Here is a 17,519-nt window from a genome sequence, read left to right on the forward strand (position 1 = left end):
CCCTAGGATCGCACAGGCTGCCCGGTCCGTTGAGCTGTGGTCGCGCGCAGTACGGCCGCGATGAGCCCGACTGCGGCGATCATGCACAGTCCGGTGTACCAGAGGCTGCCGACAGGCGTGCCCTGCTCGGTGATGCCGTTGTCCGCCGCGAGATGGGCAGGCAGGGCGATCAGCCACAGGACGAGATGGACGCCGAGATACAGCATGGGGTAGGTGCGTGCGAACTGCGGTGATTGCACCGGTAGTTGGTCTGCCCGGGGTGCGCGCCAGGCGTCCGCGAGGAGCACCAGGCCCACGATCCAGACCAGTACCAGTTCGATGGTGAGGATGGTCTGCTGGATGCCGAGTTGGTCCCCGCCGCGAAAGAGGTTGCTCGGCACGCCCGCGACCGCCATCGCCACGGGGGTCAGGGCGCCGGCCGCCAGGGTGCGCAGGCTGATCTGCCCGCCGGTCAGCGGTCCCCGTCCTGTCTTCGCGCCGGTCAGCAGGGTGACGAGGTAGGTCAGGGCGCCGAAGGAGACCGAGGCGAACAGGTACATGCTGTTCATCGGGACCGAGGCGAGCGCGGGAGCGTTGATCATCTCGTTGTCGGGGTTCCAGGCCCACCATTTCAGCTGGGGCCCGAGCTGATCGAAGACCTCGTAGAACGCCTGGCAGGTGAACGCCACCGCCAGGGACCCGGCCAGGGGTCCGCGCCGCGCGAAGACACCGAGGGCGCGGATCATCTCGTAGGCGAGCTGGGACAGCGCCGGATAGAAGGCCACGATGTAGAGCGGCAGCCGGTCGTACATGAACTGCACGGTGAACACATTGTGGGAGAAGATGAGCCCGACGTGCTCCTGCAGGCCGAACCAGCCCGGGAAGTAGAGCGGCGGCTCGATGACCGCCAGGTAGACGATCGAGGCGAACCACAGTGAGATGTTGACCGGGTCTCCGTCGCGGCGCCACCGCCGCCACGCGTGGATCAGGGCGAAGACCGCGCCGCCGATGACGAGCAGTTCCAGGAACGGCATGGTGGCGTTCTCGAGGCCGAACGGGTTGCGCACGTCCATCACGGGATCGGCGTGGTGACAGGAGTGGCCCAGCCTTTCCGCCAGGCGCTCGGCCGCCGCGTCGCATGAGTGGCCCATTGCTTGCTCCTCGGGTCAGTGGTCGACGAGGCCGGTCGCGGCCGGCGGCTTGGTGCCGGTCCGGGTGTGGCTGCTGAAGTCGGTTCCGGGCGGGTCCTGTTGATCGTCGAACCCGCCGGGTACGACCGTGCGTCCGAGGCGCTGACGCACCTTGTAGCGCACGATGCCGAACCAGAACCGCGGGTCGGTGGCCATCTGCCTGAGCGAGGTGTCGAGGTTGAAGACCTGGGCGAACGTCCGCTCGACATAGGCGTCTTCGCGGCTCGCGGCGGTGATGGCGTTGAAGACCGGCCAGCTGAACCGCGCGGCCAGCTTGCGGCGCCAGGCTACGACGACCTCACTTCCGGTCGCGAAGTCATAGGCCTGGTCACGGGCCATCGCGAGCATCCACGGCACGTCGAGGGACTTCTTCTGCCGGGCGAGGAACGCACGGAAGAAGGCGGCGTCGAGGACGTCGCGCTCCCGCAGCAGCTCGGCGAGGATGAGGGCGGATCGGGCCGCCGAACTCATCCCCTGCGCGTAGAAGGGGTTGAACGCGCAGATCGAATCACCGACGCAGACCAGCCCCAGCGGGGGCTGCTCGAGCAGGTCGAAGCGGCGCCACTTGTTGCCGGTCGAGCGGGTGAGGTGCACCTCGGAGGTCGCCGTGCAGGCACGCGCCGCCTTCCCGAAGGCCGTGGCCCGCACGCGGTCCACCGCCGCTTCGAAGGTGTCGGCCTCGCGCGGCATCCGGATGCCCCACGACCCCATGCACACGATGGCCCGCTCCCCCTCGATCGGGAAGAAGTTGCTGAGGAAGGCATGCTCCTCGGGTTGGTCGCGGGCGTCGCGTGTCTCCGGTACCGGGGTGACGACCAGGTGCTTCCACCACCACGAGGCCGGACGCCGGACGGCGGGAGGCAGGTCGTACCACCGCGAGGTGTAGGTGACCTTGGCATCCAGGGTCTTCTCCGGCGGCATGGCCCACCCCGCCGTGTGCAGCCAGTCGGTGACCGAGGAGCCACGCCCCAGGGCGTCGACGACCAGGTCGGCACCGAGGTGGACCGCCTCGTCTCCCCTGCGGTACTCCACGCCGTCGACGCGCCCGCGCGCGGTGCCGCCCCCGCTGGAACGCAGCCCCGTCACCGTCACGCCTTCGCGGATCTCGATGGCTGACAGTGCGCGCACGTGGTCGCGCAGGACTCGCTCGATGAGGACGCGGGAGCTGTAGACCATCGTCATCGACCCGGTCTTGCGCGGGGCCCAGCCGTCGCTCTCGCAGTACGCCGCGTCCATCGACGGCATCAGGTGCATCCCGCCCGCGGCGATCAGCCGCTCCTCGAACCCCGGGAAGATTTCACCGATCGCGCGACGCCCGGAGTTGAGCAAGAAGTGCGGGTGTTTGCTCTGCGGCACACCGCGCCGATGCTGCGCGCCGGGTGGGAGCCGGTCGCGCTCCAGGACGATCACCTCGTCGAAATGCCTGGCGAGTACTCCCGCGGCGCACAGCCCCGCCACGCTTCCGCCGAGCACCACGGCCCTGTGTCCCCGCATGATCACTCCATTCATACACGCAATGCGTGAATGTATGATTAGTGGGAGGGGGAAGGTAACAGGGGTCGTTCCAACACACCAGACTTTCCACGGGACATGGTGATGGGACAGTTCGGACGACACCCGCACTGTCCGGTGCGCCACCCGGCCGCATGTCAGGGCGGTGGCAGCAGAATCCGGACGTTGTCACGGCCGCGCAACAGCACCGCACGCCTCACGGTTCACCCCGGATTCCCGGCTAGCGTTCCCGTCGCCGCCACTGGAGACCTGACGGCCGCCCGACGGCCGCGGGACATCGGAAGGGAACTACATGAGGCTCAAGCAACTCGGCAGGATCGGTACGGCTGGTGGGCTCACCGTCGCGGCGGTGGGAGCATCGATCGTCTTCTCCCCGTCCATGGCGTCCGCGGACAGCGCCTGGGAGTGCTACGGCAAGCAGGTCAAGCGCTGCGCGACGGTGTGGTGGGACAGGGAGGCCGACACCTACCGGGCGCGGGCGAAGATCACTGACGTCGCCGGCGGTGGCAACTACACGGTCGCGGTCAACGACGTGAAGCTCCTGCGCTTCAACGGGACCACGACGCTGACGGTGAAGTCCGCCAAGGACGCCGACGGCTGGCACGGCACCCAGGACCTGGCAGGCACCTCGTCGGTCAACCCGTGCAGGTGGCCGAAGAACAGCTTCCAGGTACAGGCGAAGTTCACCTGGAAGAAGAAGGGCGGCACCGCCAGCACCAAGACCTGGCGCCCCGAGATGGGCTGGGGCCACGCCTGCAACTGACCGTGCCGCGACGGGGTCCGCGACGGTTCACTGCCCGCAGTGAACCGTCGCGCGCTCTCGCTCCGAGCAGCGCACCCGCCCGCCGCACCCGCCCGGGATCCGCCGTTCATCGGGCCCTCCCCCGTCTATTTCGTGGCCCCCTGAGCAAACCCGTTGTAGATGTAGCGCTGGAGGAACAGGAAGAGGAGCAGCGTCGGCAGGATCACCAGGATGGCTCCTGCGGAGATGTTCTCCCAGTGGGCGCCGAAGGGGCCCTTGAAGCGGAACAGGGCGGTGGAGATCGTGCCCTTGTCCTCGGAGGGCATGTAGAGGAACGGGATGTAGAAGTCGTTGTACGTCGTGATGCCCTTGACGATGACGACGGTGGCGATGGCGGGCTTCAGGAGCGGCAGGATGATCTTGCGGTAGATGGTGAAGGTGTTCGCCCCGTCAAGGCGGGCGGCCTCGTCGAGCGAGGTGGGTATGCCTCGGATGAACTGCAGGAAGATGTAGATCGACACGATGTCGGTGCCCATGTAGAGCAGGATGGGCGCCCAGTGGGTGTCGAACAGGCCGAAGCTGTTGACCACTTGGAAGGTCGCCACCTGGGTCGTCACGCCGGGGACCAGCGTGGCGATCAGGAACAGGGCCATGACCGTCTTCTTGAGACGGAAGTCGAAGCGGTCGATCGCATACGCCGTCATCGACCCGATGAGCACGGTACCGGTGATCGAGAACAGCAGGATGAACGCCGTGTTCCCGAACGCCGCGAGCATCTTGCCGTCGTTGAAGGCGGTCGCGTAGTTGGAGAAGTTCAGCCAGTCCTGCGGCAGGCTCAACGCGCCGCCGTCCGTCACCTCACGTGAGGTCTTGAGCGAGGTGAGGAAGACGACGAGAAGGGGGACGAGCACTACGAGCGAGGCGACGATCAGCGAGAGGTAGGTCAGTGCTGTGCCGAGCCGGGGTCGCTTGCCCGGGGCGGTGAGCCGCCCGCCGGGAGCCGTCGGGCGGGTGGGCGTGGTGAGCGTGGTCATACGAGGTCCACCTTGTCCTCGGGCACGATGCGGCGCTGGACCCAGGTGACCAGCAGGATGATCAGGAGCAGCACGACGGCACAGGCCGAGGCCAGGCCGGTCTTGTTGAACTGGAAGGCGAGCTTGACCGTCTGGATGACGAAGGTCGAGGTGTCGGTGGCGCCGCCGGTCATGATGTACGGAATCTCGAAGACGGCCAGTGAGCCGGAGATCGCCAGGATGACGCTCAGGCTCAGGACGGGCTTGATGCCCGGCGCGATGATGTGCCGGAACTGCTGCCAGCGACTGGCACCGTCGAGCTGGGCAGCCTCGTACAACTCGCCGGGGATCGACTGGATGGCCCCCAGGAAGAGCACGAAGTTGAGGCCGGTGAAGCGCCACACGGACACCCCGGCGAGCGAGGTGTTGGCGGACTCGGGGTCGCCGAGCCAGGCGTGGTCGGCGCCGACGCCGAACCAGGACAGGATCGAGTCGAGGGTGCCGCCGTCCTGGAAGAAGTAGAGGAAGACGAAGCCGATGGCGACGCCGTTGATGAGGTAGGGGAAGAACAGGATCCCCTTGAAGAGGTTGCGAAAGCGCAGGTCGAAGCTGAGCACCGTCGCGAAGTACAGCGCGATCACGATCTGCACGGCGGAGGCCGCCAGGTAGTAGAAGCTGACGAAGAAGACGCGGAACAGCTCGGGCCGCGTGAACAGTTGGGTGTAGTTCTCCAAGCCGGTGAAGTTCCGGTCCGGGCTGACACCGTCCCAGTCCGTGAAGCTGTAATAGATCATGTTGCCCACGGGCACGTAGGTGAACGTGACAAGCAGGGCCAGCGGCGCGAGGAGGAACAGCCACGGGGTGATCCGGCGCAGCGGATGATCCCGCCAGGATCGGGTGGGCCCGGTGCGGCGTGTGGTCCGGTGGTGGGCCCCTGCTGCCGGGGGCTTCTGCGACGCCGGCGGCGCGGTGGATGTCGTGTGCGTCATGGCGGGCGGGCCTTTCGTGTTCCGCGACAAGTGGGCTGGCGCGGTCCGTGTTCCGCGACCAGATGGCGGGCGTGATCCGCGACGAGTCGGCAGGCGTGGGGCCCCGGCCCCGCAGGCGGTGCGGGGCCCCGTGTGTGCCGTGCCCTGCCGCGTCCCGTGCGTCCCGTACGTGCCGGATCAGGAACCGGAGGCCGCGGCCGCGTCGGACCAGCGCTTGTTCAGATCGTCGAAGTACCCCTGGAGGTCGCCGTCCTGCGCACCGCGGGCGATGTCGATCAGCTTCTGCCGGTAGTCCTGCTTGCTCAAGCCGATCTCGGCGGCGTCGTCGATGGCGTTGACGTCCTCCGTATTCGCCTCGGAACGCTCGATGAGCTTGACATCGTTGTCCTCGTAAGGCTTGAGGACATCGGGCAACTGCTCGGCCTTCAGGGCGGAGATGCCGCCCTCCTTCGCCGCGAACCCGGACTTCTCGGTGAACCAGTCGATCCAGGCACGTGCCGTGGCCTTGTGGTCGGAGTGGGCGTTCACCGCCAGCTGGTAGTCCGAGACCATCGTGGCGCAGAACTGGCCGCTCTTCTGGACGGGGAACGGCATGAAGCCGATGTCGTCCGGCTTCTCGCCCGCCTTCTTCGCGGCGTCGCGCATCTGGTTGATGGCCCAGGAGCCGAGCAGCATGCTGCCGATGTCCCCCTTGGCCAGCTGGGTCTTGGAGCTCTCCCAGTTGGTGGTCGTGGGGTCCTTCTCGGAGAGCTTCGCCTCGACGATGTCGTGCAGCAGGGTGTCGATCTCATTGAGGTCGCCGCCCTTGGCCCAGGGCTTGTCGAACGTGGCCAGGTCGTCCCAGGCCCTGGGGTCACAGCTTGCCGAGCCGACGCTGTTGCTCCACGGTCCGGCCAGCGGCCAGCCGTCCTTGAAGTTGGTGTAGTAGGGCGTGGCCCCCGTCTTGGCCTTGACCGTCTTCAGGTCGTCGACGAACTGGGCCGGGGTGGTGGGCCAGTCGGTGATGCCGGCCTTCTTCCACAGCGACTTGTTGTAGACGAAGCCGTTGGCGGTGCCGAAGTTGGCGATGCCGTAGGTCTTGCCCGCGACATCGGTCTTGCCGGTGAAGCGGTACTTCTTCTCCATCGTCGCGGTGTTGCCCAGCGGGGCGAAGAACTTGGGGTAGTCACCCTTGGCGATCACGCCGGGGATGAGGAGGACGTCGCCGTAGTTCTCCGTGTTCATCCGGATCTTGACCTCCCCTTCGTAGTCGGTGATGCCCTCGAAGCTGACCTTCGCCTTGGGGTAGATCTTGGTGAACGCTGCGGCGTACTTCTTCATCGTGCCGTCCTGCACGAGGTCGGTGCGGTTGGTGAGGACCTTGATGCTGCCCGACACCTTGTCCGCGTCCGAGGGGGCGGTGGCCGTCTCGGTGGACGCGGCCCCTCCCCCGCTGCACCCCGCGACGGTCAGCAGCGCGGTGGCAAGCAGCACGGCGCTCAGCGGCTTCCTCCTCATGTGCCCAACTCCTTTCAAGGGTTACGGCTCAGGCCCCAGCGGCTGACGGCACTATGTCAGCGATGCGTGAACCGGTAAAGCTCTGATTTCCGGCGCGATACCCAATCGTTACCGGTCGTCCCATGCCTAGTTGGGCTGATGCGCCGCCCACCTGCACCATCCGACCATCCCTCGATGGCCTCTGGGGACTGGACCGGTTAATCAGCTCGGGGTTAGGTTGACCGACATCGCTTACGAGCAAGGCCTGTGTCTGTCCGATTGGAGCCGCAAATGAAGGACGTCACCCAGCTGACGGAAGGCTGGAGTCTCAGCCACGAGGGAGCGCTGCTCGATGCCCGGGTTCCCGGCTGCGTCCACACCGATCTGCTCGCCGCAGGCCTCATCCCCGACCCGTTCCTGGGTACCAACGAGAACGACGTCGCCTGGGTCGGGCGACGGTCATGGACGTACACGCACGCCCTCGCCGCCGGCGGTGAGGACACGGACGCGCACGAGCGCACGGACATCATCTTCGACGGCCTCGACACCGCCGCCCGCATCAGCCTGGACGGACGGGAGTTGGGCCGCACGCGCAACATGCACCGCTCCTACCGCTTCGACGTCACCGGCCACAGCGGTGAGCTGCGGGTCGATTTCACCTCCGCCTACGACGAGGCCGCAGCCGTAAGGAAGTTGACCGGCGAGCGGCCCAACGTCTATCCCGAGCCCTTCCAGTACATCCGCAAGATGGCGTGCAGCTTCGGCTGGGACTGGGGGCCGACCGTGGTGACGGCCGGCATGTGGCGCCCGGTACGGCTCGAGCACTGGTCCACGGCGCGCATCGCCCGGGTCCGGCCGCTGGTGACGGTCCACGACGGGGCGGGGCGCGTGGAACTGCGCGTCGATCTGGAGCGCACCGCGCAAGGCGCGGACCGGCCACTCGTCGCCCACGCCACCGTGGCGGGAAACGAGACCCTGGCCCGGGTCGAACCCGACACCGATGCCGTCACTCTCGTGCTCGACGTGCCGGACGTGGACTTGTGGTGGCCGCGCGGATACGGCGAACAGGCTTTGTACGACGTCGAGTTGAGCCTGCACACCTACGACCACACCACCGATCACACCAGCTCCCCCACCCCCGGCTCCACACTCGACACGTGGCGGCGCAGGGTGGGCTTTCGCTCCCTGGAACTGGACCAGAAGGCCGACGAGCACGGCACCGGGTTCACCCTCGTCGTCAACGGAGAGCGCATCTTCGTACGCGGCGTGAACTGGATCCCCGACGACGTCCTGCCGTCCAGGATCACCCCCGAGCGCTACCGGGCCCGCCTGTCCCAGGCCGTCGACGCCAACGTCGACCTCGTCCGCATCTGGGGCGGCGGCATCTACGAGGACGACGCCTTCTACGACGCCTGCGACGAGCTCGGCCTGATGGTCTGGCAGGACTTCCTCTTCGCCTGCTCCGCCTACCCCGAAGAACAGCCGCTGCGCGGCGAGGTCGAGGCCGAGGCCCGCGACAACGTCGTACGGCTCATGCCCCACCCCAGCCTGGTGGTGTGGAACGGCAACAACGAGAACCTGTGGGGATTTCGCGACTGGGAGTGGGAGGAGAAACTGGCGGGCGACTCCTGGGGCGAGGGCTACTACCTCGGGCTGCTGCCGCGCGTCGTCGCCGAGCTGGACCCCACCCGCCCCTACACGGCCGGAAGCCCGTGGTCGGGCTCCTGGGACCACCACCCCAACGACCCCGACCACGGCACCTACCACTCATGGGAGGTGTGGAACCGGCAGGACTACACCGACTACCGCGCGGACGTGCCGCGGTTCGTCTCCGAGTTCGGCTGGCAGGCTCCCCCCGCCATGGCGACACTGCGCCGCGCCCTGCCCGACGAGGACCTCGCCCCGGACTCCCCCGGCATGCTGCACCACCAGAAGGCCGAAGACGGCAACGGCAAGCTCAACCGCGGCGTCGAGCGCCACTTCGCCCTGCCCCAGGGCGACTTCGACCGCTGGCACTACCTCACCCAGGTCGTCCAGGCCCGCGCCGTCGCCACCGGCATCGAACACTGGCGGGCCAACTGGCCGCGCTGCGCCGGAACCATCGTGTGGCAGCTCAACGACTGCTGGCCCGTCAGCTCCTGGTCCGCCGTCGACGGCGACGGCCGGCTCAAGCCGCTCCACCACGAGCTGCGCCGCGTATACGCCGACCGCCTCCTGACCCTCCAGCCCGGGGCCGACGGCGCCGATCTCGTGCTCGCCAACCAGAGTGCCCAGCCGTGGCAGACCACCGTCACGCTGCGCCTGATGCACACCGACGGCACGCTCGCCGCCCGTCAGTCGCTCGAGCTGACCGCCCCGCCGCGTGAGGTGCTGCGCCTCGCGGTCCCACGAGAGGTCCTGCCCGCCGCAGGCTCCGCCAAGGAGTACCTGGTCGCCGACGCCGAGAACCTGCGCACCCTCCATCTGCCCGTACGCGACCGGGAGTTCGGCTACCCCGGGCCGCGCTATGACGTCGCCGTCGAGACCGTGGGCAGCGACCGGAACACCGTCGACGTCGTCATCAGCGCACAGACCCTCGTACGCGACCTGCTGCTCCAGCCCGACCGCATCGCCCCCGACGCGTCCGCCGACCGCGGCCTGATCACGCTCCTGCCGGGAGAGCGGACCCGCATCCGCGTACACGGGGCGCAGGGCGCGGGAGCCAACACCATCCGGGCAGCCCTGTTCTGCGTGGAACCGGCGTGAGCGCTCCCGCCCAGCGCGTCACCATCAAAGATGTCGCGGCAGCCGCGGGGGTGTCCAAGGGGGCGGTCTCGATCGCCTTCAACCACAAACCCGGGCTCTCGGAGCCGACCCGCGAACGCATCTTCGCCGTCGCCCGGGACCTGGGCTGGGCACCCAACTCCTCGGCCCGCAGCCTGTCCACACAGCGGACCGAGACCATCGGCCTCGCCCTGTGCCGCCCGGCCCGGCTGCTGGGTCTGGAGCCGTTCTACATGGAGTTCATCTCCGGCATCGAAAGCGTCCTCGCGCAGCAGTCCTGCTCCTTGCTGCTGCGTCTGGTCAGCAGCCTGGAGGAGGAGATCGACCTGCAGGAAACGTGGTGGCGCAGAAGGCAGATCGGCGGGTCCATCCTGGTCGACTTCCACCAGGACGACCCGCGGATCGAACCGCTCAGACAGCTCAACATCCCGGCGGTGGCAGTGGGCCACCCCGACCTGACGGGCGGATTCCCCTCGGTCTGGACCGACGACGCCAGCGCCATGACCGAGGCCGTACGCTACCTCGCCGCGCTGGGCCACCGACGCATCGCACGCGTGGGCGGGCCCTCGGGCCTGGGGCACAGCGCCATCCGGGAGCAGGCGTTCCTGACGACCCTTCGCGATCTGCACCTGGATCCGAGCCCGCAGGTGGCGACCGGATTCGCCGGCGAGGACGGGGCCCGCGCCACGCGCTCGCTGCTCCTGCGCCCCGACCGGCCCACCGCCATCGTCTACGACAACGACCTCATGGCCGTGGCCGGTCTGGGCGTCGCCGCCGAGATGGGCGTGGCCGTGCCGGACGACTTGTCGCTCCTGGCCTGGGACGACTCCCAGCTGTGCCGGCTCACTCATCCCACGCTGTCGGCGATGAGCCATGACGTGCACGGCTTCGGGGCGGAGGTCACCCGCGAACTGTTCGACGTCATAGCCGGCCGCGCGGTGACGCCCCGGCAGGTCGCCACACCGTCGCTGACACCCCGCGCCTCCACGGCGGCGCCACGGACACCGCTGCCCTGACGCACCGAGCAGGCAGCGGGCGGACGGAGCGGGGGCGTCGCACACCTGATGGTGCAACGCCCCCGCTCTGTTATCCGCGCCGCGGAGCGCTGGTGCTCGCCCGCGGAACAAGGCGGGCGGCCGGCACCTGGCTGTTCCCGACGGGTTCCTCCTCGACGGCGGCCAGCAGGATCCGCGCCGCGGTGGCCCCGTACTCCGCGATGTCCCGTGTCAGCGCGGTGAGTTGAGGTCGTACGACCTGGGAGAAGGGCGAATCGTCCCAGGCGACCAGGGACAGGTCGCGCGGCACCTCGAGGTTCAGCTCCTGCGCCACCGACAGACCGGCGATCGCCATGATGTCGTTGTCGTAGACGATTGCCGACGGGCGTTCGGCGGCGATCAGGAGCCCCCGGGTGGCCCGCGCTCCCTCGTCGCCCGAGTAGTCGGTGTGCACCATCACCGGCTCGGGCAGAGCGGCGGTTCGGCAGGCAGCCTCGAACGCGGCGTCACGCACACCCGTGTGGGCGAGCTTGGGCAGGCCCGCGACCCGTGCGATGCGCCGGTGCCCGAGTGCCGCCAGGTAGGCGACCGTCTCGTGGATGCTCGCGCCGTCGTCCGACCACACCGCGGGTACGGCGCCGGCCGCCTCGGGCGGTCCAAGAGCCACCACGGGCAGGTCCATCGCCGCGAAGGCCGGGATGCGCACATCGTTGTCGTGCAGGTCCACGAGCAGGGCGCCGTCCACCCGGCCCTCGCCCCACCAGCGGCGATACAGCTCGATCTCGTCATCGTGGCTGGTGACGGTCTGCAGCATGAGCGCGATGGACCGCGGCGCCAGCTCGGACTCGATACCGCTGATCAGTTCCATGAAGAACCGCTCGACACTCAGGGTGCGGGCGGGGCGGCAGACCGCCAGGCCCACCGCGCGGGCCTTCGCGCCGTTGAGGGCACGCGCGGCGTTGCTCGGCCGCCAGCCGACGTCCCGCGCGATGGCCTTGATCTTCGCCCGGGTCTGCTCGGAGACGCCCGGCTGGTCGTTGAGGGCGTAGGACACCGCGACCTTCGAGACTCCCGCGCTGCGGGCGATGTCCGCGATAGTCGGCCGTTTCATGCGCCCTCCTGCTGTACCGGTTCCGCACTCCAGCGGCCGACCTTACCGGCCGACCACTGAAGTGCGCGCATCCGGACACTGAACCAGGGTTCAGGCCTTGGTGCAGGTCTTGCCGTTGAGAGTGAAGGCATCCGGTGCGGCGTTGTTCCCGGTGGACGAACCGTTGAGGCCGAAGCTCACCGACCCGCCGGCGGGTATGGACCTCGTCCAGGACTCGGGCGTGATGTGCACGCGGGCCCCGTCCTGGCTCGCCCTGGCGTTCCACACCGAGTTGATCTTCTGCTGGGCGGGGAAGGCGAAGTCCAGGCCCCAGTCGTCGACCTTCTGCCCTGACGTGTTGCGGACGGTGATCTCCGCGTTGAAGGAGGAGCCCCAGTCGCTCAGACGGTAGGTAACGGCACACGCACCGCTCCCGCCGCCGTCGGAACCGGCGAAGACGCTCGCCTCCTTGGCAGTGGCCTTGATGCCGTTGGCGCCGTCGAACAGACGCTGGCCCCAGCCGGAGAGCTGGGCCGCGTCGAAGTTCCGGACCAGGTCCAGGTACTCGACACCACCGCCGTTGCCGCTCCAGGACCAACCCATGTAGCCGATGCCGAGGGACTGGGCGGTGGCCATGATCGCGTCCTCGTCGGGGTTGCCGTCGGAGTGCATGTCACCGAACTCCCCGACCACGACGGGCAGTTTGGACGCGACGAAGCGGTTGAGGTAGTCGCTGACCTCGGCCGGGGTGTCGTAGACGCCGTACATGTGGATGTCGAAGACGGTGTTCTTGTCCGGGTCGGCGGCGAAGACGCCGGCGGCGTTGTCCCGCATGGTGAAGGACCAGTCCTGGCCCCAGTTGGGGGCGTCGACCATCAGGGTGTGCTCGATGCCGCCGGCACGCAGACGGCTGATGGCGGTCTTGGTGTCGCCGGTCCAGGCCGCGTAGTTGGTGTTGCCGTAGGGCTCGTTGCCGATGTTGACCAGGACGTACTTCTCCTGGCCGACCAAGGCGTCCTTGACGTCCAGCCAGTAGTCCACGGCCTTGGACAGCGGAGCCGCGGCGCCCGCCTCGCCGTAGCCCGTGGTGTCGTGGGCCTCCAGCACGCAGACGAGCCGGTTCTCCTTGCACTCGTCCACCACGCGGGCGACATCGGCGGCGTCATTCTTGGTCCACTGATCGCCCGTACTCAGCACCACGCGTACGGAGTTGGCGCCCTTGGCCTTGATGTCCTTCAGTGCCTGGTCGGTCCGGTCGGGGTACCAGGCGTGGGCGTGGTTGACGCCCCTGAGCACGAAGTCCTTGTCGTTGGCGTCGAGCAGCCGTCCGTCCCGGATGTGGAAGCCGGGGGATTCGGCGGCTTGGGCGGCCGGGACGGCGGTGAGGAGGGACGCGCAGGCGGCGAGCAGGATGCCCGTCGCGGCGGCGGCTCGAATTCGTCTCATCCATTGCTCCTGGTTCGGTCTCGGTAGGTGCCGGGTCGAGGGCGTGCAGGGGCCGGTGGGCGCGGCGTGGGTTGTCGTCGGGGGCTTTCGAGGGGGGCCGTAATGAGGGGCTGTCATGAAGGGCTGTCATGAGGGGCTGCCAACCGGGGCGTGCAGGTGCGGCGCGCACCGTGCGTGGGGAGCATCGTTGCGCGGGGGGCACCGTGCGCGGGGAGCACCGCCGAGTTCGGGGCTGTGCCGCGGCTCGGATCGCGCACGCCGGGCAGCAGCGGCGAGACGAGCGAACGCAGTCCCGTCAAGCCGGTCCGAGCCTCCGCGCCCGGCGACGGCCACGACATTAGGGGCCGCTGAAGCGCGGCACAACGGTTTGAACAGAACCGGTTAAGTTACCGGTGGTTCGGGAGTGCTTCAGACGGATCAGCCCCTCGCTGGAGCTTCGCGAGGGGCTACGCACATGCCACCCGACCCCTCCCCGCACGGACGCGGAGACCCGTCGGCAGACAATAACGCCCCGAAAACAATTAACCCGTTCAGCACGTACGGTACGGGCACCGTCACCCCACAGGCGTGAGCCTGCGGATGAACCTTCAGCACATGCCCGGCCGACCTCAGTCACTCTCCCCGGCGTCGTGGCCAGCGGATGACACAGCACACGGACGCTGGAGCAGTCGGTACGCATCCGCGAGAAACCGGCCAATCATGGTAACTACCCGCATAGTGGCGTTATTTGCCTTCCGAGTGGACAGTGCGCACAGCTACGTTCACCTCGCTCGGCCGCCCGGCCGGGCCGACTCTCGATCGGCAGAAGAGGAGACCGGCGCATGTCCAAAGTCGACACGTTAGGCACCTGGACCGCCATCACCATCAACCCGCCCAACCTTGAGGGGTTGAACTCCGACAACGTCAAGTGGGGCGTCCCGGCAGGCGGAGGCAAGAGCGGATATCTCTTCGCGGGCGGCAGCGTCGAGGTGCTGCTCGACGGCACGGAGTTCACGCTGGGGACGTTCACCCACCAGAACTTCCCGATCCAAGGTATGCCGCAGAACCAGTTCGAGGTCGACCTCTCCGCACGCGTCCTGTTCGAAGACCAGGTGCCGCACGACTTCAGCTTCCGTTTCCAGCACAACGAGACGCCCAACGTCGGTCCCAGCCCGGAAGACATCGTCGACCTGCCCACCAGGGTGTCCCCGGAGACGGTGATCATCGACAACACCGAATACGCCGTGGTGATCACGGGGTTCAAGCAGGGCGGCCAGATCGTCAACCGGTTCATCAGCCCGGAGAACGGTTCCAACAGCGCCGACCTCGTCGCCGTGCTCGCTCGCACCGGACGGCCGGATGTCCACATCACCACCGTGTCCTTCAAGGGACAGGTCAAGCGCACCCAGGCCGATGAGTTCGTGGAGGTCGTCAACCGGGGCACCGCGCCCGCAGACATCTCCGGCTGGGTCCTCGGCGCCGACGACGCGGGACAGAACTTCACCTTCCCGCCCGGCGCCACCCTCCTGCCCGGTCAACGCATCCGCATCTACACCAACGAGATACACGCCCAGTGGGGCGGCTACACCTACGGAAGCGGGCGGCCCATCTGGAACGACCGGGGCGACGCCGCCAAGCTGCGCGATACGGACGGCAACCTCGTGTCCGAGCACGCCTACGGCTCCGCCGCCACGCCGTAATCCACCACCGCCTCAGCTGACCGTCGGCAGAAAAAAGCCGACGGTCACTGGGTCACCCGGGGCCTGGCCTGGAGCCCTATGTAGCCGTCGAGCACACCGACACCGACGACACCGGCATGTGACACATCCCTGCCGGGACGCCATCCTGGTCGGGGGTGGCCATGAACCTCAATGTCGTCTCGCTCATCGTCTCGGCCGCTGCGCTGCTGGCGTCCACCTGGGGCATCCGCTCGCAGATCAACCGGGCTCGCGCCGCCAGTGATCTGGCGATGACCACAGGTCTGCTGCTGACCACGATCCGCGAACCAGAATTTCAGAGCGACCAGCGCTGGGTGCTGTTCGACCTCGCCCGGGAGCACAGTCCGGAGGACGGGATCGACCTCCTACCCGAGCCGGCGAACTACCGGATATGGAACGTGGCGCATGTCTATGAGTGTGTGGGCATCATGCTCCACTTCGGCATCGTCAACTCCGACATCCTCAGGAGCATCGCGCGCTACCGGCTGCAGCGGACCTGGGAAGTGCTCAGGCCCTACATCGAGGCCGAACGAGTACGCCGGGGAGCGACCGTCTACCCGTTCTTCGAGAACGCCTACGCCTCGGTCACTGACACCGACCCCGACGCGCTCCACCGCCGACTGCACCTCAAGCGTTGGGATGGGACACCCCGATAGGGCCGACGGTGCGATACCCCTCGGATTCGGGTTGCCCGCAGAGTCGGCCGCCGTTTGGCAGTTGTGCGGTGGCGCCCAGGTGGCTCCGTGGCTCACGCCAGACGAGGTCGCTTCCCTGGCCTTTGGGCCATGCAGGGACCGCCGTCAGTGCCGGGCGGTCCGGGTGTTGAGACCGCCCCTGATGAGGTCGGTCAGTGCGGTGACCGCCTCGTCGGCGGATACCCGTCCCTGGTTCAGCTCGGCGGCCAATGCCTCGGCCGCGCCCAGCACTCCGACGCACCGTAGCTGGAGGGCTTCGGGTGCGAGGTCGGAGTGCGGCAGCAGCGCGGTGGCCATCAGCTCCGTGTAGCTGTCGAGCATCTCGCGCTGGACCGCCTCCATCTCTGGATTGCCTTTCAGCGCGGCGGAAATGGCGCCGACTTCCGGCATGTCCGTGGCGCAGGCGAAGTATGCGGTGCTGATCACGCGGGCGACCTCCTCAGCGGTGGGCGCGGCCTCCTGCAACGCCTGTGCGACTGCGGCTCGGTGACGTTCGTCGAGGCGTCGGTAGAGCGCGAGCAGCAGGCCGGGGCGTGTGCCGAAGTGGTCGTACACGATCGGCCTGCTCACCCCGGCCGCCTCCGCGAGGGTGACCAGGGTGAGGCCATCGGCGCCCTGGGCGCGCACGATCGCCACGGCGGTGTTGAGCAGCTGCTCCCGCCTGGCCTGCTTGGACAGACGGGTCGAGGTGGTGGCCATGGTCCTCCGTTGTGTCGCACTCCAGGCTATGTTACAAAACGTAGGCTACAAAATGTAGCTTCGGCCTCTTGGATGCGAGGACCCACAGTGGAACAGCCAAAGCCAGTACTGATCTTGGGTGGTTCGGGCCAGGCGGGCTCGAGCACCGCCGCTCTCCTGCGCAAGTGGTACCCGGAACTGCCATTGACCATCGCGGGCCGCGACATCGGCCGCGCACAACGGGTGGCCGACGAACTCGGCGCCGCCACAGCCGTCACCATTGACCTGCGACGCAACGATCTCGGCCTCCCGGTCGAGCACAGCTACTCGGCGGTGGTCGCCGCACTGTGGGACGACCACCTGAACGGCCTGCACTACGCGCAGGACCACGCATTGCCCTACCTCAGCATCTCCAGCGGTCTGGTGGAGATCGCACCGGAAGTCATCGCGGGCGCACAGCGGCCAGGCACCTCACCGATCCTGGTGGCCAGCCACTTCTGCGCCGGCACCGTCGCCCTCGCGGCGCTGGCGATAGCCCGGGAGTTCCACCGGATCGACACCATCCGGATCGGCGCCGTCCTGGATGAGCTGGACATTGGCGGACCCGCGGGAGCAGCGGACCTGGAGCGGTGGGCCAAGGTCACCACGGCGGGGACGGTGCGCCGTGACGGCGTCTTCACCTGGGTCGACGGCCCCGACGCTCAGGTGGATGTGCCCCGTAGCGACGGCGTCGTCCTGCCCGGCCAGAGCCTCGCCATCCTCGACGTACCAAGCATCGCCCTTGCGACAGGCGCACCGAACGTCCGCTTCGACATGGCCGTCGGTGAATCCGCGGGTCGGCACCGCGGCGATCCGCCTTCCGCTGAGATCCGGATCGACCTCGAAGGAGCAGGCCCAACGGGTGCACCGCTCAGCACCGGCCGACGCCTCGTCCACCCGGCGGGGCAGCGTCCCTTGACCGCACTCGGCATCGCCCTCGGTGTCGAGCGGCTGCTCGGTCTGCGAGGCGAAGCCGCCTCGCCGGGCATCTACACCCCCGAAACCCTCCTCGATCCGGCCTACGCAGCGAAGCGGATGGCGGAGATCGGCGCCACCTTGGTCGACGTACCCAGCGACAACTGAACGGTGAGAGTTGTGCTCATTGGCTGGTGGGCGTCGTGCGGGCTGCAGATCCTGGCCCGACCGGGCCAGCCAATGAGCACAAACCGGCCCTGGTGACCCAAAAGACCTCCAGTTCTGTTCCCCCCCTCCACC

Annotated in this window: 14 protein-coding genes; 6 read left to right on the forward strand and 8 right to left on the reverse strand. The window is 68.1% G+C overall.

Translation table 11 applies throughout. The features are described 5' to 3' along the window. Positions 1-2: 2 nt before the first annotated feature. Positions 3-1,130 carry a hypothetical protein gene (locus tag ACWFRU_RS04520; RefSeq protein ID WP_453684608.1) on the reverse strand — a complete coding sequence of 376 codons (1,128 nt, stop codon included), beginning with the start codon at positions 1,128-1,130 and terminating at the stop codon, positions 3-5. 15 nt (positions 1,131-1,145) lie between these two features. Then, positions 1,146-2,663: an FAD-dependent oxidoreductase gene (locus tag ACWFRU_RS04525; RefSeq protein WP_453684610.1), complete on the reverse strand. Its 1,518-nt coding sequence runs from the start codon at positions 2,661-2,663 to the stop codon at positions 1,146-1,148. 310 nt (positions 2,664-2,973) lie between these two features. Here ACWFRU_RS04525 and ACWFRU_RS04530 point away from each other — a divergent pair, with 310 nt between their 5' ends. After that, positions 2,974-3,444 (forward strand): hypothetical protein, encoded by a 471-nt coding sequence (locus ACWFRU_RS04530; protein WP_453684612.1) that lies wholly within the window; start codon positions 2,974-2,976, stop codon positions 3,442-3,444. A 125-nt stretch (positions 3,445-3,569) separates the two neighbouring features. Here the strand turns inward: ACWFRU_RS04530 and ACWFRU_RS04535 are convergent, their stop codons facing one another. The 3 genes from ACWFRU_RS04535 to ACWFRU_RS04545 all read right to left on the reverse strand — a co-directional run bounded on the left by ACWFRU_RS04535 (position 3,570) and on the right by ACWFRU_RS04545 (position 6,922). Continuing rightward, positions 3,570-4,457 carry a carbohydrate ABC transporter permease gene (locus ACWFRU_RS04535; protein WP_453684614.1) on the reverse strand — a complete coding sequence of 296 codons (888 nt, stop codon included), beginning with the start codon at positions 4,455-4,457 and terminating at the stop codon, positions 3,570-3,572. Next, entirely contained in the window at positions 4,454-5,425 is a 972-nt protein-coding gene (locus ACWFRU_RS04540) for a carbohydrate ABC transporter permease (protein ID WP_453684616.1), read from the reverse strand. Before ACWFRU_RS04540 ends, ACWFRU_RS04535 begins: the two co-directional genes overlap by 4 nt. A gap of 177 nt (positions 5,426-5,602) precedes the next feature. Further along, positions 5,603-6,922, reverse strand: a complete 1,320-nt coding sequence (locus tag ACWFRU_RS04545; RefSeq protein ID WP_453684618.1) for an ABC transporter substrate-binding protein — start codon at positions 6,920-6,922, stop codon at positions 5,603-5,605. Between the two features lie 270 nt (positions 6,923-7,192). Between ACWFRU_RS04545 and ACWFRU_RS04550 the strand changes: the two genes are divergently transcribed. Continuing rightward, the gene (locus tag ACWFRU_RS04550; protein WP_453684620.1) at positions 7,193-9,646 is read left to right on the forward strand and encodes a glycoside hydrolase family 2 protein; all 2,454 of its coding nucleotides are present in this window, start codon (positions 7,193-7,195) and stop codon (positions 9,644-9,646) included. After that, positions 9,643-10,680 carry a LacI family DNA-binding transcriptional regulator gene (locus tag ACWFRU_RS04555; protein WP_453684622.1) on the forward strand — a complete coding sequence of 346 codons (1,038 nt, stop codon included), beginning with the start codon at positions 9,643-9,645 and terminating at the stop codon, positions 10,678-10,680. Before ACWFRU_RS04550 ends, ACWFRU_RS04555 begins: the two co-directional genes overlap by 4 nt. Positions 10,681-10,750: 70 nt before the next feature. On the opposite strand, the gene ACWFRU_RS04560 is transcribed toward ACWFRU_RS04555, so the two are convergent. Together ACWFRU_RS04560 and ACWFRU_RS04565 are read right to left on the reverse strand one after the other, a co-directional pair. Beyond that, positions 10,751-11,770 (reverse strand): LacI family DNA-binding transcriptional regulator, encoded by a 1,020-nt coding sequence (locus ACWFRU_RS04560; RefSeq protein ID WP_453684624.1) that lies wholly within the window; start codon positions 11,768-11,770, stop codon positions 10,751-10,753. Between the two features lie 90 nt (positions 11,771-11,860). Next, positions 11,861-13,195: a cellulase family glycosylhydrolase gene (locus ACWFRU_RS04565; RefSeq protein WP_453684626.1), complete on the reverse strand. Its 1,335-nt coding sequence runs from the start codon at positions 13,193-13,195 to the stop codon at positions 11,861-11,863. An 821-nt stretch (positions 13,196-14,016) separates the two neighbouring features. On the opposite strand from ACWFRU_RS04565, the gene ACWFRU_RS04570 reads away from it, so the two are divergent. Then, positions 14,017-14,874 (forward strand): choice-of-anchor K domain-containing protein, encoded by an 858-nt coding sequence (locus tag ACWFRU_RS04570; RefSeq protein ID WP_453684627.1) that lies wholly within the window; start codon positions 14,017-14,019, stop codon positions 14,872-14,874. 161 nt (positions 14,875-15,035) lie between these two features. Further along, positions 15,036-15,548, forward strand: coding sequence for a DUF4760 domain-containing protein (locus ACWFRU_RS04575; RefSeq protein WP_453685256.1), 513 nt, complete (start codon positions 15,036-15,038; stop codon positions 15,546-15,548). Positions 15,549-15,692: 144 nt separating this feature from the next. Here the strand turns inward: ACWFRU_RS04575 and ACWFRU_RS04580 are convergent, their stop codons facing one another. Continuing rightward, positions 15,693-16,286, reverse strand: coding sequence for a TetR/AcrR family transcriptional regulator (locus ACWFRU_RS04580; protein WP_453684628.1), 594 nt, complete (start codon positions 16,284-16,286; stop codon positions 15,693-15,695). 87 nt (positions 16,287-16,373) lie between these two features. On the opposite strand from ACWFRU_RS04580, the gene ACWFRU_RS04585 reads away from it, so the two are divergent. After that, on the forward strand, positions 16,374-17,387 hold the full coding sequence (locus tag ACWFRU_RS04585; RefSeq protein ID WP_453684629.1) for a saccharopine dehydrogenase: 1,014 nt from the start codon (positions 16,374-16,376) through the stop codon (positions 17,385-17,387). The last annotated feature ends 132 nt before the right edge of the window (positions 17,388-17,519 follow it).

This window comes from Streptomyces sp. NPDC055099, assembly GCF_053607685.1.

What these genes read in the sequence shown, in the direction of transcription:
- ACWFRU_RS04570 (WP_453684627.1), top strand. Translation starts at nt 14,017, where the DNA reads ATGTCCAAAGTCGACACGTTAGGCACCTGGACCGCCATCACCATCAAC.
- ACWFRU_RS04535 (WP_453684614.1), bottom strand. Translation starts at nt 4,457, where the DNA reads ATGACCACGCTCACCACGCCCACCCGCCCGACGGCTCCCGGCGGGCGG.
- ACWFRU_RS04545 (WP_453684618.1), bottom strand. Translation starts at nt 6,922, where the DNA reads ATGAGGAGGAAGCCGCTGAGCGCCGTGCTGCTTGCCACCGCGCTGCTG.
- ACWFRU_RS04550 (WP_453684620.1), top strand. Translation starts at nt 7,193, where the DNA reads ATGAAGGACGTCACCCAGCTGACGGAAGGCTGGAGTCTCAGCCACGAG.
- ACWFRU_RS04580 (WP_453684628.1), bottom strand. Translation starts at nt 16,286, where the DNA reads ATGGCCACCACCTCGACCCGTCTGTCCAAGCAGGCCAGGCGGGAGCAG.
- ACWFRU_RS04540 (WP_453684616.1), bottom strand. Translation starts at nt 5,425, where the DNA reads ATGACGCACACGACATCCACCGCGCCGCCGGCGTCGCAGAAGCCCCCG.
- ACWFRU_RS04565 (WP_453684626.1), bottom strand. Translation starts at nt 13,195, where the DNA reads ATGAGACGAATTCGAGCCGCCGCCGCGACGGGCATCCTGCTCGCCGCC.
- ACWFRU_RS04525 (WP_453684610.1), bottom strand. Translation starts at nt 2,663, where the DNA reads ATGCGGGGACACAGGGCCGTGGTGCTCGGCGGAAGCGTGGCGGGGCTG.
- ACWFRU_RS04530 (WP_453684612.1), top strand. Translation starts at nt 2,974, where the DNA reads ATGAGGCTCAAGCAACTCGGCAGGATCGGTACGGCTGGTGGGCTCACC.
- ACWFRU_RS04520 (WP_453684608.1), bottom strand. Translation starts at nt 1,130, where the DNA reads ATGGGCCACTCATGCGACGCGGCGGCCGAGCGCCTGGCGGAAAGGCTG.
- ACWFRU_RS04575 (WP_453685256.1), top strand. Translation starts at nt 15,036, where the DNA reads ATGAACCTCAATGTCGTCTCGCTCATCGTCTCGGCCGCTGCGCTGCTG.
- ACWFRU_RS04560 (WP_453684624.1), bottom strand. Translation starts at nt 11,770, where the DNA reads ATGAAACGGCCGACTATCGCGGACATCGCCCGCAGCGCGGGAGTCTCG.